This is a genomic window from Erwinia sp. JH02 (assembly GCF_013074405.1).
Lineage (GTDB): Bacteria > Pseudomonadota > Gammaproteobacteria > Enterobacterales > Enterobacteriaceae > Erwinia > Erwinia rhapontici.
This window is the reverse complement of record NZ_JABANZ010000006.1, coordinates 119,342-145,431: the sequence shown is the minus strand read 5'-3', so window position 1 is coordinate 145,431 and position 26,090 is coordinate 119,342. Positions and strand designations below refer to the sequence as shown.

25 protein-coding genes are annotated in these 26,090 nt (G+C 54.3%); 7 read left to right on the top strand and 18 right to left on the bottom strand.

The genetic code is table 11. The annotated features are described in order from the left end of the window. Positions 1-69: 69 nt before the first annotated feature. The 9 genes from potI to HHI26_RS16125 all read right to left on the bottom strand — a co-directional run bounded on the left by potI (position 70) and on the right by HHI26_RS16125 (position 7,995). Positions 70-915 carry a putrescine ABC transporter permease PotI gene (gene potI, locus HHI26_RS16165; protein ID WP_133841077.1) on the bottom strand — a complete coding sequence of 282 codons (846 nt, stop codon included), beginning with the start codon at positions 913-915 and terminating at the stop codon, positions 70-72. Then, the gene (gene potH / locus HHI26_RS16160; RefSeq protein WP_133841078.1) at positions 912-1,871 is read right to left on the bottom strand and encodes a putrescine ABC transporter permease PotH; all 960 of its coding nucleotides are present in this window, start codon (positions 1,869-1,871) and stop codon (positions 912-914) included. The genes potI and potH overlap by 4 nt, the downstream gene beginning before the upstream one ends. Positions 1,872-1,873: 2 nt before the next feature. After that, entirely contained in the window at positions 1,874-3,007 is a 1,134-nt protein-coding gene (gene potG, locus HHI26_RS16155; RefSeq protein WP_159338129.1) for a putrescine ABC transporter ATP-binding subunit PotG, read from the bottom strand. 128 nt (positions 3,008-3,135) lie between these two features. Next, positions 3,136-4,242 carry a spermidine/putrescine ABC transporter substrate-binding protein PotF gene (potF, locus tag HHI26_RS16150; RefSeq protein ID WP_133841080.1) on the bottom strand — a complete coding sequence of 369 codons (1,107 nt, stop codon included), beginning with the start codon at positions 4,240-4,242 and terminating at the stop codon, positions 3,136-3,138. A 463-nt stretch (positions 4,243-4,705) separates the two neighbouring features. Then, positions 4,706-5,185: a YbjN domain-containing protein gene (locus HHI26_RS16145; protein WP_133841081.1), complete on the bottom strand. Its 480-nt coding sequence runs from the start codon at positions 5,183-5,185 to the stop codon at positions 4,706-4,708. Positions 5,186-5,377: 192 nt separating this feature from the next. Next, a complete protein-coding gene (locus tag HHI26_RS16140; protein ID WP_171149369.1) occupies positions 5,378-5,953 on the bottom strand; it encodes a YceI family protein in 576 nt (191 codons plus the stop codon). A gap of 121 nt (positions 5,954-6,074) precedes the next feature. Then, positions 6,075-6,977, bottom strand: coding sequence for a 30S ribosomal protein S6--L-glutamate ligase (gene rimK / locus HHI26_RS16135; RefSeq protein ID WP_133841083.1), 903 nt, complete (start codon positions 6,975-6,977; stop codon positions 6,075-6,077). A gap of 24 nt (positions 6,978-7,001) precedes the next feature. Beyond that, on the bottom strand, positions 7,002-7,724 hold the full coding sequence (gene nfsA, locus HHI26_RS16130; RefSeq protein WP_133841084.1) for an oxygen-insensitive NADPH nitroreductase: 723 nt from the start codon (positions 7,722-7,724) through the stop codon (positions 7,002-7,004). Beyond that, a complete protein-coding gene (locus tag HHI26_RS16125; protein ID WP_133841085.1) occupies positions 7,708-7,995 on the bottom strand; it encodes a YbjC family protein in 288 nt (95 codons plus the stop codon). The genes nfsA and HHI26_RS16125 overlap by 17 nt, the downstream gene beginning before the upstream one ends. A 204-nt stretch (positions 7,996-8,199) precedes the next feature. On the opposite strand from HHI26_RS16125, the gene HHI26_RS16120 reads away from it, so the two are divergent. Then, complete coding sequence (locus HHI26_RS16120; RefSeq protein ID WP_133841086.1) at positions 8,200-8,463, top strand: GrxA family glutaredoxin; 264 nt, start codon at positions 8,200-8,202, stop codon at positions 8,461-8,463. A gap of 127 nt (positions 8,464-8,590) precedes the next feature. Here the strand turns inward: HHI26_RS16120 and ybjM are convergent, their stop codons facing one another. Next, on the bottom strand, positions 8,591-8,977 hold the full coding sequence (ybjM, locus tag HHI26_RS16115) for an inner membrane protein YbjM (protein ID WP_171149368.1): 387 nt from the start codon (positions 8,975-8,977) through the stop codon (positions 8,591-8,593). A gap of 297 nt (positions 8,978-9,274) precedes the next feature. Between ybjM and HHI26_RS16110 the strand changes: the two genes are divergently transcribed. The 4 genes from HHI26_RS16110 (at position 9,275) to HHI26_RS16095 (ending at position 14,373) form a co-directional block, all read left to right on the top strand. Then, complete coding sequence (locus tag HHI26_RS16110) at positions 9,275-10,963, top strand: aspartate:alanine antiporter (RefSeq protein ID WP_133841088.1); 1,689 nt, start codon at positions 9,275-9,277, stop codon at positions 10,961-10,963. A 217-nt stretch (positions 10,964-11,180) separates the two neighbouring features. Beyond that, positions 11,181-11,921: a phosphatase PAP2 family protein gene (locus HHI26_RS16105; protein WP_171149367.1), complete on the top strand. Its 741-nt coding sequence runs from the start codon at positions 11,181-11,183 to the stop codon at positions 11,919-11,921. After that, positions 11,921-12,526 (top strand): undecaprenyl-diphosphate phosphatase, encoded by a 606-nt coding sequence (gene ybjG / locus HHI26_RS16100; RefSeq protein ID WP_159338128.1) that lies wholly within the window; start codon positions 11,921-11,923, stop codon positions 12,524-12,526. The genes HHI26_RS16105 and ybjG overlap by 1 nt, the downstream gene beginning before the upstream one ends. A 563-nt stretch (positions 12,527-13,089) precedes the next feature. Further along, on the top strand, positions 13,090-14,373 hold the full coding sequence (locus HHI26_RS16095) for an HAAAP family serine/threonine permease (protein ID WP_159338109.1): 1,284 nt from the start codon (positions 13,090-13,092) through the stop codon (positions 14,371-14,373). 212 nt (positions 14,374-14,585) lie between these two features. Here HHI26_RS16095 and HHI26_RS16090 read toward each other — a convergent pair whose 3' ends face one another. Continuing rightward, entirely contained in the window at positions 14,586-15,791 is a 1,206-nt protein-coding gene (locus tag HHI26_RS16090; protein WP_133841091.1) for a serine hydrolase, read from the bottom strand. A gap of 274 nt (positions 15,792-16,065) precedes the next feature. Between HHI26_RS16090 and HHI26_RS16085 the strand changes: the two genes are divergently transcribed. Beyond that, entirely contained in the window at positions 16,066-16,722 is a 657-nt protein-coding gene (locus HHI26_RS16085; protein ID WP_171149366.1) for an HAD family hydrolase, read from the top strand. A 41-nt stretch (positions 16,723-16,763) separates the two neighbouring features. Here the strand turns inward: HHI26_RS16085 and HHI26_RS16080 are convergent, their stop codons facing one another. Then, entirely contained in the window at positions 16,764-17,849 is a 1,086-nt protein-coding gene (locus HHI26_RS16080; protein ID WP_238337105.1) for a PQQ-dependent sugar dehydrogenase, read from the bottom strand. Between the two features lie 151 nt (positions 17,850-18,000). Between HHI26_RS16080 and HHI26_RS16075 the strand changes: the two genes are divergently transcribed. After that, on the top strand, positions 18,001-18,726 hold the full coding sequence (locus HHI26_RS16075; RefSeq protein WP_159338108.1) for a DUF3053 domain-containing protein: 726 nt from the start codon (positions 18,001-18,003) through the stop codon (positions 18,724-18,726). Positions 18,727-18,807: 81 nt separating this feature from the next. Here the strand turns inward: HHI26_RS16075 and HHI26_RS16070 are convergent, their stop codons facing one another. From HHI26_RS16070 to HHI26_RS16045, 6 genes are all read right to left on the bottom strand, one after another. Beyond that, a complete protein-coding gene (locus HHI26_RS16070) occupies positions 18,808-19,473 on the bottom strand; it encodes a DUF3313 domain-containing protein (RefSeq protein ID WP_159338107.1) in 666 nt (221 codons plus the stop codon). A gap of 99 nt (positions 19,474-19,572) precedes the next feature. After that, a complete protein-coding gene (gene gsiD, locus HHI26_RS16065) occupies positions 19,573-20,478 on the bottom strand; it encodes a glutathione ABC transporter permease GsiD (RefSeq protein ID WP_171149435.1) in 906 nt (301 codons plus the stop codon). A 9-nt stretch (positions 20,479-20,487) separates the two neighbouring features. Further along, complete coding sequence (gene gsiC, locus HHI26_RS16060) at positions 20,488-21,408, bottom strand: glutathione ABC transporter permease GsiC (protein ID WP_171149365.1); 921 nt, start codon at positions 21,406-21,408, stop codon at positions 20,488-20,490. Positions 21,409-21,449: 41 nt separating this feature from the next. Then, positions 21,450-22,988: a glutathione ABC transporter substrate-binding protein GsiB gene (gsiB, locus tag HHI26_RS16055; RefSeq protein WP_171149364.1), complete on the bottom strand. Its 1,539-nt coding sequence runs from the start codon at positions 22,986-22,988 to the stop codon at positions 21,450-21,452. Positions 22,989-23,028: 40 nt separating this feature from the next. Beyond that, positions 23,029-24,879 (bottom strand): glutathione ABC transporter ATP-binding protein GsiA, encoded by a 1,851-nt coding sequence (gsiA, locus tag HHI26_RS16050; RefSeq protein ID WP_133841097.1) that lies wholly within the window; start codon positions 24,877-24,879, stop codon positions 23,029-23,031. Then, positions 24,879-25,835 carry an isoaspartyl peptidase/L-asparaginase gene (locus HHI26_RS16045; protein WP_133841098.1) on the bottom strand — a complete coding sequence of 319 codons (957 nt, stop codon included), beginning with the start codon at positions 25,833-25,835 and terminating at the stop codon, positions 24,879-24,881. The genes gsiA and HHI26_RS16045 overlap by 1 nt, the downstream gene beginning before the upstream one ends. Between the last annotated feature and the right edge of the window lie 255 nt (positions 25,836-26,090).

Below are 26,090 nucleotides of genomic sequence, written 5' to 3'. Positions count from 1 at the left end.
ATTGCGGCATAACGTCGCAGGCTGGAAGAAACAGAAGGTCAGCCACGACAGGTCTTGCTTAAACGCGGATTAATGCCCGGCGCGCGCCCTCTGAATGTCTTTCAGGCGCTGCTTCTCTTTACTGGCCATCAAACGCCAGGCAATAAAGCCAACAATCCCCACCACCAGCAGAATCAAGGTTGCCAGCGCGTTAATCTCGGGGTTAATCCCACGGCGCACGGTGGCAAATATCTGCATCGGTAACGTATTAGCACCTGGCCCGGTGACGAAGTTGGAGATCACCAGATCGTCAAGCGACAGGGTAAATGCCAGCAGCCAGCCGGTGACAATGGCAGGCGCAATCATCGGAACCGTGATCACAAAAAACACCTTCAGTGGCGTCGCCCCCAGATCCATCGCCGCCTCTTCAATCGAGCGGTCCAGCTCACGCAGACGCGAGTTAATCACCACCGCCACATAGGCGGTACAGAAGGTGACGTGGGCCAGCCAGATCGTCAGCATCCCGCGCTCAGCAGGCCAGCCGAACGCATTTGCCATGGCCACAAACAGCAGCAGCAGCGAAAGCCCGGTGATCACATCCGGCATGACCAGCGGTGCCGTCAGGATAAAGGCAAAGCCAGTGGAGCCTTTAAAGCGGCCGAAGCGCACAATCACCATCGCAGCGATAGTCCCGAGGATCACCGCTGCCGTCGCCGACAGCCCGGCAAGGGACAGGCTAAGCGTTACCGCACGGATCATGGCATCGTCGTTAAACAGTACCTGATACCAGCGCAGCGAGAAGCCCTCCCATGCCGCCAGTTGCGATGAGTTAAACGAATAAATCACCAGTAACAGCATTGGTGCGTACAGGAAGAAGAAACAGACGGCAAGGATAGCCGTGCGCCACTTTGAGCGAATAACCGGTAGCTGACTCACGCTTTATCCCCCTCTTTATTCTGATGTTTATGGAACCAGATAATCGGCAGGATCAGGATCAACAGAATAATCACCGCCAGGGCCGATGCGACAGGCCAGTCACGGTTGTTAAAGAACTCCATCCACACCACGCGCCCGATCATAATGCTGTCCGGGCCCCCCAGCAGTTCCGGGATCACGTACTCCCCTACCGCCGGAATAAACACCAGCATCGACCCGGCGATAATGCCGCCTTTGGTCAGCGGCACAATCACACTGAAGAAGGTTCTTATCGGACGTGCGCCGAGATCGAGCGAGGCTTCCACCAGCGAGTAATCAATACGTGTCAGCGCGGTGTAAATCGGCAGCACCATAAACGGCAGATAGCAGTAAACAATACCGATATACACCGCCAGGTCGGTATAAAGAATGGTGATCGGATGATCGATCACCCCCGTCCACATCAGAAATCGATTCAGAATACCGTTATTATTGAGGATGCCCATCCACGCATAAACGCGCACCAGGAACGAGGTCCAGGACGGCAGGATCACCAGCAACAGCAGGATATTGCGCGTAGAAGGTGAAGCATGTGCTACCGCCCATGCCAGCGGATAACCAATCGCTAAACAGATCAGCGTGGCAATGCCCGCCACCTGCAATGAATGCAGGTAGGCATCGATATACAGCGGGTCCTCAGTCAGCATCAGGTAGTTGCCGAAGTTCAGCGCCATGTTCAACTGGCCGTCCGCCCAGCTTAACAGCTCGGTATAGGGCGGGCTTGAACGGGCGATATCGGCAAAACTGATCTTCAGAACAATCAGAAACGGCAGCAGAAACAGCAGCGACAGCCAGAGGTAAGGCAGTCCAATCACCAGCTTACGGCCGTGCGCCATCGACAGGCGCGTCAACAGGCCTTTAATGCCGGTTTGCTGGCCGCTTGGCGGCTCGGGAGGGCGTTCAGAAAATTGGCTCATGATTATACCGTTAAGACCACACAGCTATCGGCATCCCAGCAAAGACGCACTTCGTCACCCCAGGTCGGAGTATCCTTACGGAAGCGATAGGCATTCTGCAACTGGGCACTGATCATCTGCCCGCTATGCAGACGGACATGATAAATCGACAGATCGCCCAGGTAGGCAATATGCACCACTTCACCCACGGCAAAGTTGCAGCCATCGGCCGGGATCTCATCGCATAACATCACTTTTTCCGGGCGCAGCGCCACGGACACCGGAACACCATCAACCACCGACACGTCAGAGGCCACTTTCAGCGGATGGATCAGGCCCGGACTCTCAATAATCAGCCCATCCTCCAGACGTTCACGCAGCAGTCCTTCGAACAGGTTAACTGAACCGATAAATTCGGCACTGAAACGCGTGGTCGGGTGCTCGTAAATTTCTTCCGGTTCACCGATCTGCACAAACTTGCCACGATTCATTATCGCGATGCGGCCCGCCATGGTCATGGCTTCTTCCTGGTCGTGGGTCACCATGACGCAGGTCGCCCCTACACGCTCAAGGATATCCACCACTTCATGCTGCATGCGGTCACGCAGTTTTTTATCCAGCGCGCCCATCGGTTCATCCAGCAGCAGCAGTTTAGGGCGTTTTGCCAGGCTACGGGCCAGTGCGACACGCTGACGCTGACCGCCAGAGAGCTGATGAGGCTTACGTTTGGCAAACTCCTGCATATGCACCAGCGTCAGCATCTCAGCCACACGCTCGGCAATCTCGGCTTTCGGCAGACGGTCCTGTTTCAGTCCAAAGGCGATATTCTGCTCCACCGTCATATGGGGGAACAGGGCGTAGGACTGGAACATCATATTAATGGGTCGCTGATACGGTGGCACATGGGAGAGATCGAGGCCATCCAGCACGATTTGCCCCTGCGTTGGCGCTTCAAAACCGGCCAGCATACGCAGCAGCGTTGATTTACCGCAGCCTGAGGCACCTAACAGAGCGAAAATCTCGCCTTTATAGATGGTGAGGTTCACATCATCCACCGCATGCTGACCATCGAAAGATTTCGTCAGATTGCGGATCTCCAGCAGTGGCGTCAGCGCCTTACCTGCTTTGCTTTGAGGACGGGGGATCGCGTCATTCACTACCATTATACTCCGGCGCTAAAAGGCGGGGCCGCTGTGCGGGTTGACGTCTGCCCTGCCCTAAAAAAAACAAAACAGAGGCCGGTAACCGCGCCTCTGCTGCTTAACGAGTGTGAAACGGTTATGGCTTACTTACCACTTTTAACTTTAGTCCATGCACGCGTACGCACACGGTCAAGTTTCGGATCCTGCACCTTCAGGGTGAACAGTTTCGCCATGGTTTCAGGGGTTGGATAGATTCCCGGGTTGTCGCGAATAGCCGCATCAACAAACGGCAGGGAAGCCTTTACACCGCTGGCGTAAAACACCGTATTGGAAATCTGCGCCATCACTTTCGGCTCCATCAGATAGTTAATAAACTGATAGGCTTCATCGACGTTTTTCGCATCTTTCGGGATCGCCAGCATATCGAAGAACGCCAGCGCGCCCTGCTTAGGAATGCTGTAGGCGATATTCACGCCGTTCTTCGCTTCTACAGCGCGGTTTTTCGCCTGGAGAATATCACCCGCCCAACCAATCGCCACGCAGGTATTGCCGTTTGCCAGATCGTTGATGTACTGGGAAGAGTGGAAATAGCGAATGCTCGGACGCAGTTTCAACAGCAGATCGGTCGCCGCCGTATAATCTTTTGCATCGCTGCTGTTCGGATCTTTGCCCATGTAGTTCAGCACAGTCGCGAAGATCTCCTCAGGTGCATCGAGGAAGGAGACGCCACAGCTCTTCAGCTTTTCGAGGTTTTCCGGCTTCAGGACCAGATCCCAGCTGTCGACCGGGGCATCTTTACCCAGAGCGGCTTTCACTTTCTCAACGTTATAGCCAATCCCGGTGGTCGCCCACAGATAAGGGATCGCATATTTGTTGCCCGGATCGTGCTGCTCGAGCTTTTTCATCAAATCAGGGTCGAGATTTTTGTAGTTCGGCAGTTTGCTTCTGTCCAGCGGCTGGAACACACCCGACTGAAGCTGACGCGCAAGGAAGCTGGAGGACGGCACAACGACGTCATAACCGGTGCTACCGGCCATCAGTTTGCCTTCCAGTACTTCATTGGAGTCGAATACGTCGTACACCACTTTGATACCGGTTTGCTTTTCAAAATCCGCCACCGTACCCGGCGCAATATAATCAGACCAGTTATAAACGTGCAGCGTCTTGTCTGCGGCCAGTGAGCCAGCAGAGATCGCCATCAGCGTACCCGCTACCACACCTGACAACCATTTTTTACGTTGGTTGAACATTTTCCATCCTCATGAACAGAGATAAACATTTTGCCGGGCAGGTGAACCGGTGAACACCTGCTTTCTTGATAGATAAAGTTTGAAGAATTAAGGCTAAAGAATGAATCATTATTCACCGGCCCGTTAATACTAAAAACCTATATATCTGGGGACGTTGCACGCGTAATGCAGCCACGCAAGAATAGCCCCAGTATCAGGATCAGACCAGCCCCTAGCGTAAAAAACGCCTTTTATCGATTTTTTATGCATGTTTCCTCTATGTGATACGCCATTCACGGCATAAACAGCGACAGATATCTGGCAATATAGGGCAAAATGCAGAATAAAAAGTGGTTATGATCATGCTGAAGTTGGTGTTTAAAACAGCATTTGATTCAGGGGCGTGGAGTGAACAGAGGAAACAGGATTAAAACGGGCGGAAAGAGTATCCGCCCGGAGGAAAGCATGGGTGTAAAAATGCCGATTAATGCAGAACCGAATGCCCCGTGCTCACGGGTGTCCGATCGTCATCTTCACCGATCATCAGTAGATTATTGGCAAAAGCCTCCATGACGATCATCGAAATTTGCTCTTCGCTCTGCTTCATAAAATGGACAAACTGGCCATAGGTCAACCCGGCGGTCACACTCAGCGACTGGCAGACTATCAGTTTCGGCAGATTATCGTCCTGAATATCAAGGAACGCTTTCACCGTCAGCGAACTGGCATTGATCTGTGACAATTCGCCCAGCAGCGGGATCAGGGCCGTGGGTTTAACTTCAGCCAGAGCCGAAAACAGAATGACGTTATCCACCAAATCGAGTTTGGCATCAAACACCCCATCAAAATTCTGCATATGCGGCAGATGTAGTGCCTGGCATGAATCACACTCAAACCAGGTGATGCTTTGCTGATCCAGCCAACGTCGCAATACGTCGAGATCCGGAACGACGAGTGAATCCATATTCTTTGTCTCATGCCGCAATAAAATTGCGCCCTAGCTTACGTAAAAACGCCGCCAAAAACCATGATTACGACAGAAATATGACGCCAGCAGCTGGTTTTAAGCATTAACTCAGGGAGACACTTCCTGGCCACGCCGCCTGAGGCAACAACAGAACGCCCCCTGCCGCTGCAGCATTCAGACCAACGAATATTATGGCCGCGTGGCGTGCGCCGCAATCGTCAGGTCAATTGCCACCCGATCGTCAACAATGCCGACAAGGCGATCAACCCGAAATGCACTGCGCGAAATCGCGGTGGATGCATGCAGTGCCAGCGTTTGTGCCTCTGGCGATAACACACCGTGATTATCCAGCGTCGCCTCCATGATGATCGGACGACGAACATCTTTGACGGATAAAAGACCGAAAATTCTGAACTGCCCCTGCCCCAGTGCCACCACGCGGCTGCTGGTAAAGCTTATCCAGGGATAATGAACCGCATCAAAAAACAGGGCACTTTTCATCTGACTGGTGAGGAGGATGTTTGACGCAACCAGCGTGGCGACCGGTATTTTCACCTCAATATGATCGTCCCAGTCCGCCATGGGATCCAGTATCACCGTTCCCGTCACCCCCTCTAAATGCGCCTGAGAAAACGCGTGGCCAAACGCGCGCCAGGAAAGCCCGATGGCAGTTTTGTCCGTCGAGATGACATAGGTTTCAGGCGCAGCATACAGAACCGGGCTGATCAGCAGTAAAAAACTCAGAAAGCAGCAAGAACGCATCATGGGTAAACCTCTCTTTAGACGTCATTGCGTAAACACCTGACCGCATGATTTTATTCACGGTACTCTCTGCATTACCCTTTTACAGCGTCACCCCTCTGTTGAATAAGATCGCTTCTTGAGGTTAACCACCGGTTTTCAAACAAAAACCCGGCTGGGCCTGCTCTTCAATCCAGCCAATCATCATCGCCGCAATATCCAGGCCGGTGGTTTTCTCAATACCTTCTAATCCAGGAGATGCGTTAACTTCCATCACCAGCGGTCCCCGGCTGGCACGCAGAATATCGACGCCGGCCACATCAAGCCCCAGCGTGGTGGCCGCTTTAATCGCTATCTCTCGCTCGCTGTCGCTGATCGTCACACGCCGGGCAGTGCCGCCGCGATGCAGGTTAGAACGAAAATCACCTTCTTTTGCCTCACGCTCGATCGCACCCACCACTTTCCCACCGATCACCAGGCAACGCACGTCACGCCCGCGCGCCTCTTTGATAAACTCCTGTACCAGAATATGAGCATTCAGACCGCGAAAAGCATCAATCACACTTTCCGCAGCCTGGCGGGTTTCTGCCAGCACCACTCCAATCCCCTGGGTACCTTCCACAAGCTTGACCACCAACGGCGCACCGCCCACCATCTCGATCAAATCGCGGGTGTCATCCGGTGAATGGGCAAATCCGGTGATCGGCATGGCAATCCCCGCTCGCGCCAGGAGTTGCAGCGAGCGCAGCTTGTCACGCGCCCTGGCTATCGCCAGCGATTCATTCAGCGGGTAGCTGCCACACATTTCAAACTGGCGCAGTACCGCCGTGCCGTAAAACGTGGTGGCCGAACCAATGCGTGGAATAACCGCGTCATAATGTGACAGCTGGCGACCCCGGTAATGGATAGCCGATGCACCAGGATTGATATTCATATAGCAGGAGAGCGGGTCTATGACGTCAATGCTGTGACCACGCGCTCGCGCGGCCTCCAGCAGACGTTTACACGAGTAAAGCGAACCATCACGGGAAAGAATAGCAATTTTCACCAATAGCCTCCGGGGCCAAAAGGATTAGCGCGTAGCCCAGCCCTGCTGATGCAGGTAATCAAGAATAAACGGACGGCTCTCCTTGATCAGCGTCTTCTGAATGTGCTCGCTCCAGCTTTCCGAGCGACGGTTGCTGTCGCGTGACTGGTAATAGGCCACCAGTTCGCGGTCATATTGCGCCAGTAACGCAGGATCGATCGGCTGATAACAGTTTTCATGCATCAACAGCCCCGCAGGCATACGCGGTTTATGATCAGGATCCTGCTCCGGGCTGCCCAGGCAGAGGCCAAACAGTGGCAGAACGAACTTCGGCAAACCCAGCAGCTCCGTCACATCAGCGATATGGTTACGGATGCCACCAATAAAGCAGCCGCCGAAACCGAGCGATTCGGCAGCGACCAGGGCATTCTGCGCCATCAGAGCCGTATCGATGCAGCCCAGCAGCAGCTGTTCTGCCAGCCCTAATTCAGCGTCCGGGCAGATCTGCTGGTTACGGTTGAAATCGGCGCAAAACACCCAAAACTCGGCGGCTTCGGCAACGTATTTTTGCCCGCCGCTCAAAACGACCAGCGCATTGCGCGTCTCAGTATCCGTAATACGAATAATCGAGGAACACTGCAAAAAGCTGGAGGTGGAGGCCGACTGTGCAGCATCCAGAATCGCGGCACGCTGCTCTGCGGTGATTACCTGGTCGCTGTAAGCGCGAATCGAACGGTGTGAACGCAGTAGTTCAATGGTCGGCGTCATGGGAATCTCCTGATTTGGGCTTATCACGCGAACGGCGCGTGTTAAAAAGTTCGGGTGCCATTACCTTCGCTGTCCGCCACATCATCACCGTGGCAGCAGGCAGCATCAGGGCAATACCGGCAAAGATCATCAACGTTGCTGCAAGCTTACCGGTAAAAGGCGACGGCAAGGGTAGCATTTCATGTAACGTGAGGTAAGACAGGATCAAGAGCAAAATACCGAATACTTCGAGAACTAACACCGCCCGGGGCAGCTGACTAAAGGCACGCATAACGGCTCTCCTGCTAATGACGATATTCCTGCTGAAAAGGGGGTTATTAAAGCGCAGTTTGTGCCCTTATGCATAGGTGCTGCGAATCAGACTAACAGGTAATTCCTTCTTCCTTTCAACGGGGGATGCGGGCATCATAAGCGCCATTGAGCAATGAAATGTGATATGAATCACATAAAATTCTGACCCTTTGAGGAGAAACCTATGTTTGCAGTGATTTTTGGACGCCCTGGCTGCCCTTACTGTGTTCGCGCGACCGAGCTGGCAGAAAAACTGACTGAAGAACGTGAAGACTTCAATTTCCGCTATATCGATATTCACGCGGAAGGGATCACTAAAGCTGACTTAGAGAAGACGGTGGGTAAGCCGGTAGAAACCGTGCCGCAGATCTTCCTCGACTCAACCCACATTGGCGGCTGCACTGATTTCGAAGCCTATGCCAAAGAGAATCTGGGCCTGTTCCAGTAATCATCACCGCCTTGCGGGGATGATTACCGTAGGGGTCGATCATCTTTTCCGATCGACCCCTATCACCGCAGCCATGATGACTGTCAGGGCCGATCGTTGAGATCGGCCCTTTGCTTTTGCAGCAATGCTATAAACGCCCTTTCCCATCCTGCTGGTTATGGATATCCATCAGCGTGCGCCACAGCATCACGCCCAAGGTGCCAGACCCGCACCAGAATACCGCACTGGCAATAAACGCAATCTCCTGCCCAAGGCCCACAGAGTTAAAACCGTCTGACTGCATCAGCACCAGGCAAGGAGGGGACGCCAGTACGATAGCAATGACCATTGCGGTCAGTGGGGACTCTTTTGAGGTCAACGCGGCCAGTGCGCCCGGCAGCACAAACAACAACAGACCCAACTGCGCATGCCCGATGTACCCTGCGGGCAGCGGATAGCGCACGGCGATATAGATAGCACCATAGAGTGCGCTACAGGCAATCAGGCCTGTCCAACGGATACCTTTTATCCACACGGGAATTTTCTCCAGGTTATTTAAAACCCAATTCAATTCAACGCATCAATTAGCCATTTCAGTCACTATGGGTAATTGCCGTTTTTGGTCAGCCTATTCGATAAAAACAGAACGGGTAACAAATAAGCGTGCCGGAGACTGGCTGTCAATCGGCATAGGGATTAACATAGTGGTGCAATTTATCTGGCTGTTGGCAAGTCCTGTTAACCCACAGCGGACGAATGACGAACACAGGGTGGAATCTAGCGTATAAACCCCTTTTCTTCAATAGGTTACTGGTAAACAAGAAGTTAAACCGTGAATATAAACATCGCAGATTTGTTAAGTGGAAATTACATTCTGTTATTATTTGTCGTACTCGCCCTGGGGTTATGTTTAGGCAAACTTCGGTTAGGATCTGTTCAACTGGGTAATTCTATTGGTGTTTTAGTTGTTTCATTACTGCTCGGCCAGCAGCATTTTTCGATTAATACTGAAGCACTCAATCTCGGCTTTATGTTATTTATTTTTTGTGTCGGCGTGGAAGCCGGGCCGAATTTTTTCTCTATTTTCTTCCGCGATGGAAAAAACTATCTCATGCTGGCGATTGTCATGGTCACCAGTGCGATGATACTTGCGCTTGGACTCGGGAAACTGTTCGGCTGGGATATCGGCCTGACCGCCGGGATGCTGGCCGGTTCAATGACCTCCACGCCGGTGCTGGTTGGCGCGGGCGATACCCTGCGGCAAACCCTCACCGACGAGAAAAGCCTGACGCTGGCACAGGATCATCTTAGCCTTGGCTATGCGCTGACCTACCTGATGGGCCTGGTAAGTTTGATTATTGGTGCACGTTACCTGCCTAAATTACAGCATCAGGACCTGCCGACCAGCGCACAGCAGATTGCCCGCGAACGTGGGCTGGACCCGGACAGCCAGCGCAAAGTCTATTTGCCAGTGATCCGCGCCTATCGCGTTGGCCCGGAACTGGTTGCCTGGAGCGATGGGAAGAATCTGCGTGAGCTGGGTATCTACCGTCAAACCGGCTGCTACATTGAGCGAATTCGCCGTAATGGCATTCTCGCCAACCCCGACGGCGATGCCCTGCTCCAACCTGGCGATGAGATCTCGCTGGTAGGCTATCCTGACGCGCATTCCCGCCTGGATCCGAGCTTCCGTAACGGAAAAGAAGTGTTCGACCGCGACCTGCTGGATATGCGCATCGTCAATGAAGAGATCGTGGTTAAGAATAACAATGCCGTGAATAAACGTCTGAGCCAGTTGAAGCTGACAGACCATGGCTGCTTCCTTAACCGGGTGATCCGCAGCCAGATCGAAATGCCTATCGACGACAACATTATCCTGAACAAAGGCGATGTGTTGCACATCAGCGGTGAAGCACGACGCGTGAAATCCGTCGCCGACCGCATCGGCTTTATCTCGATTCACAGTCAGATGACCGACCTGCTGGCATTTTGTGCCTTCTTTATCGTCGGCCTGATGATCGGGATGATCACCTTCCAGTTCAGCAGCTTTAGTTTCGGCATTGGCAACGCGGCAGGTCTGCTGTTTGCCGGTATTATGCTGGGATTCCTGCGTGCCAATCATCCAACCTTTGGCTACATTCCTCAGGGCGCGCTGACGATGGTGAAAGAGTTCGGGCTGATGGTATTTATGGCGGGTGTCGGTTTAAGCGCCGGTAGCGGCATCACCCACGGTTTAGGCGAAACCGGTCTGCTGATGCTGGGTGCCGGGCTGGTTGTCAGTCTGGTGCCGGTGATTATCTGCTTCCTGTTCGGTGCCTGGGTACTGAAAATGAACCGCGCCCTGCTGTTTGGCGCCATTATGGGTGCCCGCACCTGCGCCCCGGCGATGGAAATAATCAGCGATACTGCACGCAGTAACATCCCGGCACTGGGCTATGCAGGAACCTATGCCATTGCTAACGTTTTACTGACGCTGGCTGGAACATTAATCGTGATAATCTGGCCGATTTTAGGCGGATAAAATAATTAATCGATTTCAGAGAACTTTTGTGACGGCGTGAAGTCTTAATTTATGCCACTGCTTTTCTTTGAAATCCCCTTATTGTGGAGCCCGTTAATCTTATGATTTTCGGGTTTTTTTCTTTTCTGCTCCTGTCCGATTTTCTGCGGCCTTCTTAATGTTTCCTTAAGCCCCTCACGGCAAAGTAGCACCATGCTCCCCTGGTCGCCAAACTGTCATGAAATCATCATTAATTCTCAACAAAAGCCAAACGAATCGTGTAATTAAGAGCGATTCTCTTTACCCCTTGCCCACACACTTTTACCTTAAGCAATTCGTGCTACTGATCCTCAGCGCCATGGTGTTTATCTGGTTGTCGCGCAGTGAAAGCATCGATATGGCGATCACTCGCCTGTGGTTTGACCCGCTGACACAGCAATTTCCGTGGAAAGATAATCACTGGCTTGATTTGATTAACCATCGGCTGCTTAAACAGATGGTCATTGGCGGGGGTATCGTACTGCTGCTGGCCGGCGTGGTACGCCGTCAGCCACGCTGGGTATTAGTGGCATTGTTGATGGGCATTGGCCCGCTGGTGGTGGGCGTACTCAAGGCCACCAGTGCCCACTCCTGTCCGTGGGATCTGGTGGAATTTGGGGGGAAGGCGGTCTCATACCCGTTGTTCGGCGCTGTCCCGGTGAACAGCGGGCCGGGACGCTGTTTCCCCGGCGGCCATGCATCCAGCGGCTTCAGTGCCCTGGCGCTGTTTTTTCTGTTCTACCCACAACGCACACGCCTGGCCTGGGCCTGCTGGTGGGCAGCCCTGACCGTTGGCATGGTGATGGGCTTTGGACAGATTATGCGCGGCGCCCACTTTCTCTCCCACAACCTGTGGGCAGCATGGTGGGTCTGGCTGACGCAATGTGTGACTTTCGGATGCGTAACGTATCTGCTTAACAAGACGAGGAAATCAACATGATGGAAGAGCTGAACCGGGCACTGTTTCTTTGGGTCAATGCCAACGCGGCGTCACCCGAATGGCTGATCGACCTGGCCACCTTTATTGCCCGTGATGTGATCGCCATTGTTCCCCTGCTGATCGTGGGCCTGTGGCTGTGGGGGCCTCGCAGCCAGCTCACTTCACAACGTGTGCTGGTGGTTAAAACCGGCATAGCACTGCTTTACGCCCTTGCGATTTCCTGGTGCCTGGCGCAACTCTTCCCACACCCGCGCCCTTTTGCTATTGGTCTGGGGCATCAGTTCCTGTCACATGCGCCGGATGACTCTTACCCCAGCGATCACGGTACGGTGATCTTTACCTTTGCCATTGCCTTTATCTGCTGGCACCGCCTGTGGTCAGGCGCGATTTTGATGGTGACTGGCGCAGCCATTGCGTGGTCGCGCGTTTATCTGGGCGTACACTGGCCGCTGGATATGCTGGGTGGCATGCTGGTGGGACTGCTCTCCTGCCTGTTTGCGCAAATATTCTGGCAGTTGTTTGGCGCGACATTGCTACCCCGCCTCTCTTCTCTCTATCGGGCGTTGTTTGCCTTCCCCATCAGTAAAGGATGGGTACGCGATTAATCCAACATGATGGGCCTGATTATTCAGGCTCTTTTACTTTGATGCAGATCACACCTCTCCCTGTTTTTTTAAAAAATGCACGGCTATTTCATGCAAATCACTTTTTGCTTATTGCGCAACATCATCAACCTATCTCCCAGATATTATGCGTGTTGCGCAAGGCGCTTAAATTAACCGCAAACCACTCCACTAAAAAAAATACAACCCATTGATAATTAAAAAATTATGAAAAACAAAGCTGATATTTTCGCCGCCTACGCTCACTATTTCACCATACCAAAATGATAAAAATCAGTGTAAATACCTGTTTAAACACTCATTACCTGGTCAATAACCCCTTCAAAAACCCACCCTACAGATGTTCACACTAAAAAAGGTGATGGAAATGTGATTTCGATCACCGGTAACCCCAAAGACAGTGCTTTCTTCTATTTTTTCTAGTGGTAGAGTGTGCGCCATAAAATCAGAGTAATTAATTAAAGCCGTAATCAGGGGTTAATTCTGATATCGCGGAAGGAATACGATTTAGTTAATTGTTTTAACATTTCAACCCTGGAGAAATCATGGACACATCCCAAACGGCGGTGTTGAGCCCCGAAGCAACGCAGGATGCCAGCGCGTGGCGTAAAACTGACACTATGTGGATGCTCGGCCTTTATGGTACGGCGATTGGTGCGGGCGTACTGTTTCTGCCAATCAATGCCGGAATTGGTGGCCTGATCCCGTTGATCATCATGGCCGTACTGGCCTTCCCGATGACCTATTTTGCTCACCGTGGACTCTGCCGCTTCGTCTTGTCTGGCCGTAATCCGGGCGAAGATATTACTGAAGTGGTTGAAGAACATTTTGGCGTGGGTGCCGGTAAGCTGATCACCCTGCTCTACTTCTTTGCCATCTATCCGATCCTGCTGGTCTACAGCGTGGCGATCACCAATACCGTGGAAAGCTTCATGACTCACCAGTTGCAGATTCAGGCACCGCCACGTGCGCTGCTGTCTCTGATTCTGATTGTCGGTCTGATGACGATTGTGCGTTTTGGTAAAGAGATCATCGTCAAAACGATGAGCGTGCTGGTTTATCCGTTTGTTCTGGTACTGATGCTGCTGGCGTTATACCTGATCCCACACTGGAGCAGCGCAATCTTCGACAACGTCAGCCTGAGTGGCAGCGGAAAAGGTCTGATGATGACTTTGTGGCTGGCCATCCCGGTCATGGTGTTCTCCTTCAACCACTCACCGATTATCTCTGCCTTTGCCGTTGCCAAACGCGAAGAGTACGGCGACCAGGCTGAACCAAAATGCTCACGCATTCTGGCACGCAGCCATATCATGATGGTGCTTACCGTGATGTTCTTCGTGTTCAGCTGTGTATTGAGCCTGACACCGGAAAACCTGGCGGAAGCCAAGTCCCAGAACATCTCTATTCTGTCTTATCTGGCGAACCACTTTGACACCCCGCTGATGGCGTGGCTGGCACCAATTATTGCGATGGTGGCCATTACCAAATCCTTCCTGGGCCACTATCTGGGTGCACGTGAAGGCTTTAATGGTACGGTGAATAAGATGCTGCGCAGCCGGGGTAAAACCATTGCCGAGCATAAACTGAACCGCTTTACCGCGCTGTTTATGCTGGTGACGACCTGGATTGTGGCAACACTCGATCCAAGCATTCTCGGCCTGATTGAGAGCCTGGGTGGCCCCATCATCGCCGTGCTGTTGTTCCTGATGCCGATGTACGCGATTAACAAAGTCCCGGCGATGCGCAAATACAGCGGCAAGCTGAGCAATGTGTTTGTCGTGCTGGTAGGCCTGGTGGCAATTTCCGCCGTGGCGTATGACCTGATCTGATGTTCACAGGGTCAGGCATGCCTGACCCCTACCGCTTTGTCGGAGCAAGGCACGCCTCGCTCTGCAAAATCCCACACCCGCTTTGTCGGGGCAAGGCACGTCTCGCCCTGTAAAATCCCGAAGCCGTATGTAGGGGCGAGGCACGCCTCGCCCTGTAAAATCCCGAAGTCGTATGTAGGGGCAAGGCACGCCTTGCCCAATACGTTGACGATTTACGCGAACCAGCTACCAAACCAGCTATTCATCTTCATCATCACGAAGTCCCACATGCGGCTAAAGAATCCCCCCTCTTTCACTTCCTCCAGCACCACCAGCGGGCGTTGCTCAATCGATTTGCCATCCAACTGGAAGTCAATTGTCCCAACGACCTGATGCTTAGCCAGCGGCGCCGTCAGCTGCGGTTGGGTCAGTGTGAAACTGGCCTTCAGATTTTTCATCTGCCCTCTTGGCAGCGTAATTGAAGCATCCTTCGCCACACCAAGACTGACCTCTTTCCGGTCGCCAAACCAGACGCGCTGGGTGGCAAATGCGTTCCCCGCTTTAATCGGCGTGATGGTCTCAAAAAAACGGAAGCCCCAGGTCAGCAGCTTTTCACTTTCGCGGAAACGAATCGCATCGGTAGCCGCACCCAGCACCACGGAGATCAGGCGCATATCGCCGTCCGTCGCGGAAGCCACCAGGTTGTTGCCGGCACCGGACGTATGACCCGTCTTGATACCGTCAACGTGCAAATTGGTACTCCACAGCAGGCGGTTGCGGTTGTGCTGGCGAATCTTATTGAAGGTAAATTCTTTCTCTTTGTGCAGGGCATACTCTTCCGGCACATCGCGAATCAACGCCTGGCCGATCAGCGCCATATCGCGAGCAGTGCTGTACTGACCGGAGGAATCCAGCCCGTGCACTGTTTTGAAATGGGTATTTTGCAGCCCCAGCGCCTTCACGTAGTTATTCATCAAGCCAACAAACGAATCCTGGCTGCCCGCCACATGATCGGCCAGGGCAATACTGGCATCGTTACCGGACTGGATCACAATGCCTTTATTCAGCTCTGAAACCGGGATACGGTCGCCGGGTTTCAGGAACATAAGGGATGACCCCTGCAATACCGGGTTACCGGTGGCCCACGCGTCTTTGCCAACGGTCACCATATCATCGTTGCTGATTTTGCCTGCTTTCAGAGCCTGCCCGGTAACATAGCTTGCCATCATTTTCGTCAGGCTGGCCGGGTCAAGGCGCTGATCGGCATTAGACTCGGTGAGCACTTTACCGCTGTTATAGTCCATCAGCACCCAGGCTTTCGCCTCAATCTGCGGAGCGGCAGGTGCCTGCTCTGCTCTGACGGGGGATAGCGTGAATAGCAACAGCGTGGAGGTGGTAGCCAGTGTATAAACACGGGATGACAGGGGAATATTCTTCATGTCGTGACCAGGTATCCATTTGAAAGACAATGATTAAAATTAAAGCCAGGAGACTAACTCCCTACACTAAGGTGTTACATCCTGAAAAAGAACAATTTTACCGTAAAGATTTCTAGAGTTTATTCAATATGGCAGATTTTTCCTGCAATAAGGCACAATCTAGCGTCATTTTCACAAAGAGTAAAACGGGCGTAAATCCGAATTATCGGCGAACAGTTAAGCCTGTCACAAAAATCCGCTAATCTGAGAAAAGTCTGCAAGAGGAGTCACGACGATGGATTTAGCGCTGTTTGATCTTGATGAAACACTGATTTGTGAAGACAGTACCGGCCTGTGGCTGCGCTGGCTGGTTTCCCAGGGATTTGCCCCTGCCGCTCTGATCGATGAAGAGCGGGCTCTGATGGAACAATACTATCAAGGCTCGCTGTCGATGGAAGCCTATATGCATACCACACTCTCCCCGCTGGCTGGGATGTCAGCCGCCACGGTATCCGGCTGGATCCGCCGCTTTATTCAGCGAGACATCCTGCCACGTGTCTACCCCGCCGCCCGCGAGCGGATGCGCTGGCACCAGCAACGCGGCGATACTGTCATCGTTATCTCGGCCAGTGGTGAACATCTGGTTGCCCCGATTGCAGAACAGTTGGGCGCGTCCGGTGCGCTGGCGATCGGTGTGGAGATCATTGATGACCGCTACAGCGGCCAGACTTATGGCACCATGACCTATAAAGAGGGCAAAGTCAGCCGTCTGAACGACTGGTTGCAACAGGCGCAAACGCCGACCTATTCCCGCACCTGGGCTTACAGTGATTCCATCAACGACCTGCCGATGCTGGAACATGCGGACCATGCCTGGGTTATCAACCCTGCCGAACCGCTCAGCCTGCTGGCTCAGCAGCGCGGCTGGGAAATCTGTCACTGGCTTCGGTAACGTTCAGGGCTGATCGTTTCCGGTCAGCCCTGCTTTGTTGCTTAAGGCTGCAACCCCACCTTCAGCAGTTTGCCATTCGCCTCGTCAGTCAGCACATAGAGCCAGCCATCCGGCCCGGCCCGTACATCACGAATACGCTCACCACGGTCGGCCAGCAGACGTTCCTGTCCTTCAACCCGATTGCCATTAAGGCTCAGGCGGATCAGGTTTTTCTCTTTCAGTGCACCGATAAACAGTGAATCTTTCCACTGTGGGAAGCGTGTGCCGCTGTAAAACGCCATGCCGCTAATCGCCGGAGAAACTTTCCAGTACCAGACGGGTTGCTCGGTTCCCGCCACGCGGCCTCCTTTCGAGCCGGGGACTTTTTCACCACTGTAATCAATCCCCCATGTCGCCAGCGGCCAGCCGTAATTATTGCCCCGGTGTGGGATATTCACTTCATCGCCGCCACGCGGACCGTGTTCACTCTCCCAGATTTCACCGCTGGCCGGATTCAGGGCAAGTCCCTGCGGATTACGCATCCCCCAGCTCCAGATTTCAGGCCGAGCCCCTGCTTTAGTGGTCAGTGGATTATCGGCCGGAACAGAGCCATCGGCGTTAAGACGAACAATCTTGCCTTGCAGAGCCGACAAATCCTGCGCTTTTTCAGCCTGGAAATTATCACCAAAAGCGATAAACAGATGGCCGCTGCGGTCAAAGGCCAGGCGTGTCCCCAGATTGGCACCGGTTGACATCCCCTGCTGCCGCAGCACTTCGCGGAAGTCACTCAGCTGGCGATGATCCTCGCTGAGCCGGCCATAGCCAACTGCCGCTCCGGCGCGGCCGTCCTGCCCGGCGACGGTATAACTGAGCCAGACGCGGCGGCTGCTGGAGAAATCAGGTGCCAGTACCACATCCAGCAATCCGCCCTGGCGCTGCGCCCAGACCTCAGGCACACCACCAATCGGTTCAGACAGCCCCGCTCCGGCCTGCCAGCGGCGTAACTGGCCGGAACGTTCGGTGATCAACATCCCCTGGTTATCCGGTAGAAAGGCCAGCGACCAGGGATGATCCAACCCATCCTGTAGCACCTCAGCATGGACTTTTTCAGCCCGTATCGCTGGGCTGAGTAATAACGCTGACACCATCGTTAACGCCGCCAGGCAACCTCTCATCGTTATGCTCCTTATCGCTATTTGTTAATTAAACGTAGTTAAATTACCAATAATTGCCGAATTATCCGGTTCAGTGCGCTATATTCCCCGGGCTATTTTTTCAATACTACAAGGGATATGTCTGATGACTTCACGATTACCACAGACGGGTTTCATCCGTTTTTTACTGCTACCGTTGATCATGATGGCCCTGCTGCTGACATTAAGCGGCTGCGGCGACAAAGAGCCAGAACAGCGCAAGGCATTTATTGAATTCCTGCAAACACGCGTGCTGGCAAAATCGCAGGTTGCCGTCCCTACCCTGACGGACGAGGAGACCAAAGCATTCGGCCCCTATGCCAGCGACTATGCGTTACTGACGGATTATCACAAGGGGATGGGCAACGTGTTCAGCGCCTCCCTGGGCGAAGTTTTTGCCCAGTTCAGGGGTGTGAATACCGTCAGCAACCTGATGGCTAAGCGCGATGACCTCAAAAAAATGGCCGATCAAAGTGCCGCCTGGAAACCGGTGCTGGAGAAGCTGCGTGCGGATAGCGAAAGCAAACATGCCGCGCTGAAACAGCCGGACGATCTGAAGGCGGTTTATGACCAGGTGTGGGCTAAAGTGATTGTTGCACCGGGTGATGCGGCGTTGCAGGTTGCCACGCAGGTCCCGGAGGTGCTGACGCTGCTGGTGAGCCAGGTGGATCTGTTGAAACAGCAGGGAGACAAAGTCACCGTATCCGGGAATATAGTGCAGTTTACCGACCAGAAAGCTCTGGATCAGTACAATGCCATTCAGCAAAAACTCCAGCCGTTAGTCATGGATCTGATGAAAACCGCCGGTCAGTTACAAAGCATGATCCGTTAAATCCGGGCAGAAAGTTCACCCGTTACAGCATCAAGATAAAAGTGGCCGACCGAGTGTTGCGGTCGGCCAACAACGAGTACTTTACTGCGCAGGGAAAGTCACAACGTCCCGTACCATCTCATCGATACCGCTTTTCAGCTCGCTCAGATTGATCGGTGCATTGCTGTTAGGCACGGTTTTTCCGTAAGCCTTGCGGACCACTTCCACCACCGGTTTGCCGGTTTTCGCATCCAGCAACTGCGTTTCCAGGAACAGCACACTGTTCTGAGTACGATGCCCGGAGGCCGCCATCGTGCTGGCAACGACCGCCGCCACCGGCACCACTTCATAGAACTTCATATCCTGATTTTCGGCATTCACCGCCGTGATCGCCGTTTTCATGATCAGCGTGCCGGGGCCGGACTGATTCACCAGCGCTTTACGCTGCCCAACCGCACTTTTCAGCTGCTGGTCGAGATAACTGCGCACCTGGTCCAGCGTGGGTTGGCTGACGCGGGCAGTCGGTTTTGCTGCCGGGTAATAGACCACCGGGGTGTAATAAATGCCGCGATAATCAGACAGTTTAAAATCAGGTGAAACCCAGCGCAACGTTTCATGACCGCTGGGAGACTCCGATGCTTTCAGGCGGGAATAATCCGGCAAAAAACCGGAATATTGTGTGGTATCAGCTACTTTTGACGAACAGCCGGCCAGCACAAGACACAACGTTGCCAGCCCGGCGACCAGAGGGAGACGCAAATTCTGCATTGCCAAATTCCTTGCTCAGTGAAGGTTATTCAAGCATAGAGCGCGCCTGACCTTTCACCAGCGGGATAAGCAAAATAGTTGATCTGACTGCGGTCAGCGTCAGGTTTTTAGCTTCGGATCCAGCGCATCCCGCAGGCCATCCCCCAGCAGATTAAAGGCGAGCACGGTCAGGAAAATCGCCAGACTGGGGAAAATCGCCACGTGCGGTGCCAGCACCATATCAGCCTGAGCCTCATTGAGCATCGCCCCCCACTCCGGGGTCGGCGGCTGCGCGCCCAGCCCAAGAAATGACAGGCTGGCTGCCGAAATGATTGAAGTACCAATACGCATAGTGAAATAAACCACAATCGACGACAGCGTCCCCGGCAGAATGTGCCGCAGGATGATAGTCAGATCCGATGCGCCGATACTGCGTGCCGACTCAATATACGTCAAATGCTTCAGCACCAGCGTATTGCCGCGGACAAGGCGGGCAAAGGCCGGAATACTGAATATCGCCACCGCCAGAATCACATTCGACATGCCGTTGCCCATCACCGCCACCACGGCGATCGCCAGCAGAATGCCGGGAAACGCGAACAGCACATCGCAGATACGCATAATGATGCGGTCCCACCAGCCTTCGTAGTAACCGGCTAACAGCCCCAGCAGCGTGCCTATCGCGGCACCCACCGCTACCGAGAAGAAACCCGCGACCAGTGATAGCCGGCTACCCAGCAGCACGCGACTGAAAATATCACGCCCCAGCGCATCCACGCCAAACCAGTGGACCAGCGACGGCCCTTCATTCAGCCGATCGTAATCAAAAAAGTTCTCGGCATCGAACGGGGCGAGAAGCGGTGCAAACAGCGCAATCAGGATCAGCAGCAGCACAAAAACAGCGGCAATCATCGCCACATGCTGGCGACGAAAACGCCGCCAGAACTCACGCCACGGGGTACGGACGCGATGGGGACTGATACCCGGCAGCGCTGAGAGTACGGCGTTACGTCGCCAGTTAATCATCATGCATCCTTACTTGTAGCGAATGGCGGGGTTGATCGCGGCATACAGCATATCGACCACCAGGTTAATCAAGATAAACTCCAGCGAAAACAGCAGCACTTCGGCCTGAATAACCGGGTAATCACGCATTTCCACCGAATCCACCAGCAGCCGCCCCAGCCCTGGCCAGTTAAACACCACCTCGACCACGATGGAGCCCCCCAGCAGGAAGCCAAATTGCAGGCCCATCATCGTGACCACAGGGATCATCGCATTGCGCAGGCCGTGTTTGATCACCACCACCGATTCACGCACGCCCTTAGCGCGTGCGGTACGCATATAGTCTTCCTGCATCACCTCAACGAAAGAGGCTCGGGTAAAGCGTGCCATCACCGCCGCTACGGCAGCGCCGAGGGTAATGGAGGGTAAAATATAGTGTTGCCAGCTATCGGCGCCGACGGTCGGCAGCCAGCCAAGCTCCACGGAAAAAACCTGCATCAGCAGGATGCCCAGCGCAAACGCCGGGAAAGAGATCCCTGAAACCGCCAGCGTCATCCCCAGCCTGTCCGGCCAGCGGTTGCGCCATACGGCAGAGACAATGCCAATGGCCATACCAAAAATCACTGACCACACCATGCTGCTCAGGGTCAGCCACAGCGTCGGCAGAAAGCGTTGGGTGATCTCTTCCGAGACCGGGCGTTTCGACACCATCGAGATGCCAAAATCCCCGCGCACGGCATGGGTGATGTACTGCCAGAACTGCTGCGGCAAAGGCAAATCCAGCCCCAGTTGCTGGCGCACCATCGCCACCACATCGGCATCGGCTTCGCGCCCGGCAATCAGTCGCGCCGGATCGCCGGGCAGCAGGTGAACAAACAGGAACACCAGCACCGCCACGATCAGCAGCGTGGGGATCAGCCCCAGTAAGCGTTTGAGAAAATAGTTAAGCATCTTGTACCCTGCGCCTCCCTGACGGGAGGCGCGTTAGTCCATTACTTCAGGTCAGCATCGTCAAAGCTGAACGAGGTATCCGGCATCACATAGAACCCGGTCAGGTTTTTGGTGTTTGCCGAAACCAGCTTTTCCACGACCAGCGGTGCCCAAGGCTGATCTTTCCAGATACGGTCCTGCGCATCTTTGTACAGCGCGGCTTTTTTCTCGCCGTCAGTCGTATTCAGCGCATCAGCCAGATCTTTATCCACCTGTGTGTTGCTGTAGAAAGCGGTGTTAAAGATGGTTGGCGGCCAGGACTGCGTGGCGAACAGCGGCGTTAAGGCCCAGTTGGCTTCCCCGGTAGAGGCAGACCAGCCAGTGTAGAACATGCGCACGCCGCTCTCTTTCTGGCCTTTATCTTCAACCTGTGCCGCACGCTGACCGGCATCCATCGCCGTCAGTTCCACTTTGATGCCCACCTGTGCCAGCTGCTGCTGGGTGAATTGCAACACCTTCTGCGCAGTGCTGTGATTATGCGAAGACCACAGTGCGGTAGTAAAGCCGTTCGGATAGCCCGCTTCCTTCAACAGTTCACGCGCTTTAGCCGGGTTGTATTCCGGGGCCGGGTAGCTTTGTGAGTACTGGATCGACGGCGGTACAATACCGGTTGCCGGGGTGGCATAACCGGCGAAGGCCACTTTCGCCAGCGCCTCACGGTTAATCGCGTAGTTGATCGCTTCACGCACTTTCGGGTTATCAAACGGCTTCTGCGTCACGTTAAAGCTGATGTAACGCTGCATGATCGATGGCGAGGTCACCAGATCCAGTTTGCTGTTTTTCTCCAGCAGTTTCGCCTGCTCAAACGGGATAGGGAAAGCAAAGTTGGCTTCGCCCGTTTGCAGCATCGCGGAACGGGTGTTGTTATCCACGACCGGGCGCCAGGTAATGCTGTCCAGCTTCGGATAGCCCGCTTTCCAGTAACCCGCAAACTTCTTCACTTTCACAAAATCAGTCTGATTCCAGGTGACGAACTCGTAAGGACCGGTGCCGACCGGGTGGAAGCCGATATCCTTACCGTATTTCTTCAGCGCATCCGGGGAGATCATCGCCGCTGCCGGGCTGGCCAGGGTGTTGATAAAGGCAGAGAACGGTTGCTTAAGCGTGATTTTTACCGTGTTAGCGTCCACCACTTCGGTGCTGGCGATGGTTTTAAACAGGTTATACCGCTTGAGATGATTGTCCGGGTTACTGGCACGGTCGAGGTTGGCTTTTACCGCTTCAGCATTAAACGGGGTGCCATCCTGGAAGTTAACACCGGTTTTTAGTTTGATGGTATAGCTCAGTCCATCCGGGCTGGCCTGGTAACTTTCTGCCAGCACGTTTTCCAGCTTCATCTCTTTATCAAAGCCAAACAGCCCCTGATAAAACGACTTTGCCACGGCCTGCGACAGCGTGTCATTCGCGTCGTACGGGTCCAGGGTGGTGAAGTTTGAGGCGACTGCAATGGTGACATCTTTCGCCGCCCAGGCAGGCAGTGCAACAACGCTGCCGAGCAGGCCAGCAGTTAACAGCAATTTACGCGTGTAGTGATTCATCATGTCATCCCTTATTGTCGTTCTACTCTGGAGTAAACAGGTTCTAGCTGCGATTTATGGCATGGCGCGCCACGTAATGCCCGGCGCTCACCTCTACCAGCGGTGCCACATCCGGCTCATCACCGAGGGCGTGGATTGGGCTGGGTATTTCATCAACGAGCAGTGCGCGTTCACGTCTCCGGTGCGCAGGGTCGGCCACCGGTACAGCGGCCATCAGCTTACGGGTGTAAGGATGCTGGGGATGCTCGAACACCGCCTGGCGCGGACCGATTTCCACAATCTGCCCAAGGAACATCACCGCCACACGGTGGCTGATTCGTTCCACCACCGCCATATCGTGCGAGATAAACAGAAACGCAATGCCAAATTCACGCTGCAAATCGAGCATCAAATTAATAATCTGTGCCTGGATCGACACATCCAGCGCGGAAACCGCTTCATCGGCGATCACGACTTTCGGATTAAGCGCCAGCGCGCGGGCAATACAGATGCGTTGTCGCTGCCCGCCGGAAAATTCATGGGGATAGCGCTGGGCGTGTTCAGGCAGCAGGCCGACGCGCTCTAACAGCGCGGCCACGCGCTGCTCGGCCTCCCGCCCACGGGCAATGCCGTGCACCAGCAGCGGTTCCATGATCGAAAACCCCACCGTCAGGCGCGGGTCGAGCGACGCATAAGGGTCCTGAAAAATAAACTGAATATCACGCCGCAAATGCGACAACGCGCTCCCAGTCAGATTATCGATACGCTGGCCGTTGAAAGTGATGCTGCCGCCCTGGCTTTCAACCAGCCGCAGCAGCGAACGCCCGGTGGTGGACTTGCCGCAGCCGGACTCTCCCACCAGCGCCAGCGTTTCGCCGGGGCGCAGATCAAAGCTCACCTTCTCTACCGCATGCACACGGCGCTGTACCCGATTGAGCAGGCCGCCACGAATATCAAAACGCGTCACCAGGTCGCGCACCTGAAGAATCGGCGTATCCTGCGGGTTTACCGTATCCTGCGGCTGCTCTGCCACGGATTCACCTTCACTGACCAACGGGAATTTGGCTGGCCAGTGACGCCCGGTCATCGCCCCCAGTTTCGGTACGGCCGCCAACAGCGCACGCGTATAGGGCTGTTGAGGGTGACTGAAGATCGCCTCCACGCTGCCGGTTTCCACCACATCACCGCGATACATGACCTGAACGCGGTCGGCCATCTCGGCCACCACGCCCATATCGTGAGTGATAAAGATCACTCCCATCTGCATCTCTTTTTGCAGCACGCGGATCAGCTGGAGTATTTGTGCCTGAATGGTCACATCCAGCGCGGTAGTGGGTTCATCGGCAATCAACAGCGCAGGACGGCAGGAGAGCGCCATCGCGATCATCACACGCTGACGCATCCCGCCAGAAAGCTGATGCGGATAGCGCGCCAGCACGTTTTTTGCTTCAGGGATACGCACGAGGTCGAGCATCCGCTGCGCCTCGGCCAGCGCCCCGGCGTGGCTTTTGCCCTGATGGAGACGAATGGATTCTGCAATCTGCTCACCCACCGGGAATACCGGGTTCAGCGAGGTCATCGGCTCCTGGAAAATCATCGCCATATCGGCACCGCGCAGGGTGCGCAACTGCGACGGCGACTGTGTGGCCAGATTGACCAACTGATGATTGCGACGACGTAGCCACATCTCCCCGTTGTCAATTTTCCCGCCGCCCTGCTCCACCAGCCGCATCAGGGCCAGAGAGGTGACCGATTTACCGGAACCGGACTCACCAACAATCGCCAGCGTTTCGCCACGGCGGACCTCCAGTGACAGGTTATTGACGGCCTGAATACGCTGGCCTTCATGCTGGAAGCTGACGCTGAGGTCGCTTACCGACAGCACCACATCATCCTGATGGGGTAACTCACTCATCAGGGCTCCTCCCGATAAATGGCGACCACTGGCCGTTCACCCACCACGGCATAAGCGCGATACATGCCTTCGCTGTTAAACGGCAGCACCACGTTGCCAGCAGCGTCGATGGCAATCAGCCCACCGCTGCCGCCCAGTGCAGGAATATTTTCGTGGATCACTTTGTCACTGGCCTGTTGTAACGACAGTCCGGCGTACGCCATCAGCGCGGCGATATCATAGGCCGCCAGCGTGCGCATAAACACTTCCCCGGTACCCGTACAGGAGACGGCCACGCTGTCGCTGGCGTAGCATCCTGCGCCAGGTAAGGGGGAGTCACCGACACGACCCACCTGCTTGTTAGTCATGCCGCCCGTAGAGGTTGCCGCTGCAAGATTGCCCGCCTGGTCGAGGGCAACCGCCCCCACCGTGCCAAACTTGCGGTCAGGATCCAGCGGTTCGCCAGACGCATCGCCATCGTGATCCAACAGAGTTTGTTGTGTGGCGATGGCGCGCTCAAGCTGTGCACGGCGCTCTGGCGTGGAGAAAAACGCATTTTCGACCATTTCGAGGCCATGTGATGCCGCAAACGATTCCGCACCCTGGCCGATAAACAACACATGAGGACTGTTTTCCAGCACCGTGCGTGCCGCCAGCACCGGATTACGCACGCGGGTAACACCCGCCACAGCCCCGGCTTCTCGCGTACGGCCATCCATGACGCTGGCATCCAGCTCATGCGTGCCTTCATGCGTAAAGACTGAGCCGACCCCGGCATTAAACAGTGAACACTCTTCCAGCTGGCGCACTGCCTCGGTCACCACATCCAGTGCACTGCACCCCGCCGCCAGCAATGCCTGCCCGCTGGCAACGATCTGCAACAGCGCCTGGCGATAGAGCAGCTCTTTCTCTGCATCCATGCTGGCACGCGCGATAGCTCCTGCACCACCGTGAATTGCAATCGTCGCTATGGCCATAATTCATTTTACCCTGTGTGCCAAATCAGCATGAAAAACACTGAGTTAGAATATATTTGTCGAAAAAAAGCAGTTTTTGACTATAGGCAGGCAATATAGCGATGTAAAGCAGAAAGTTCGCACCCTGATAATAACCATTAATTCTAAGATAAACTTTATAGACGGTTATGGCTTACGCAGGCGGGCAAACGTGACCCTGCGACCGATTCACGCCATAATGATCCCATCAGTTTTTTGCCCGAATCCTGGAGAAAT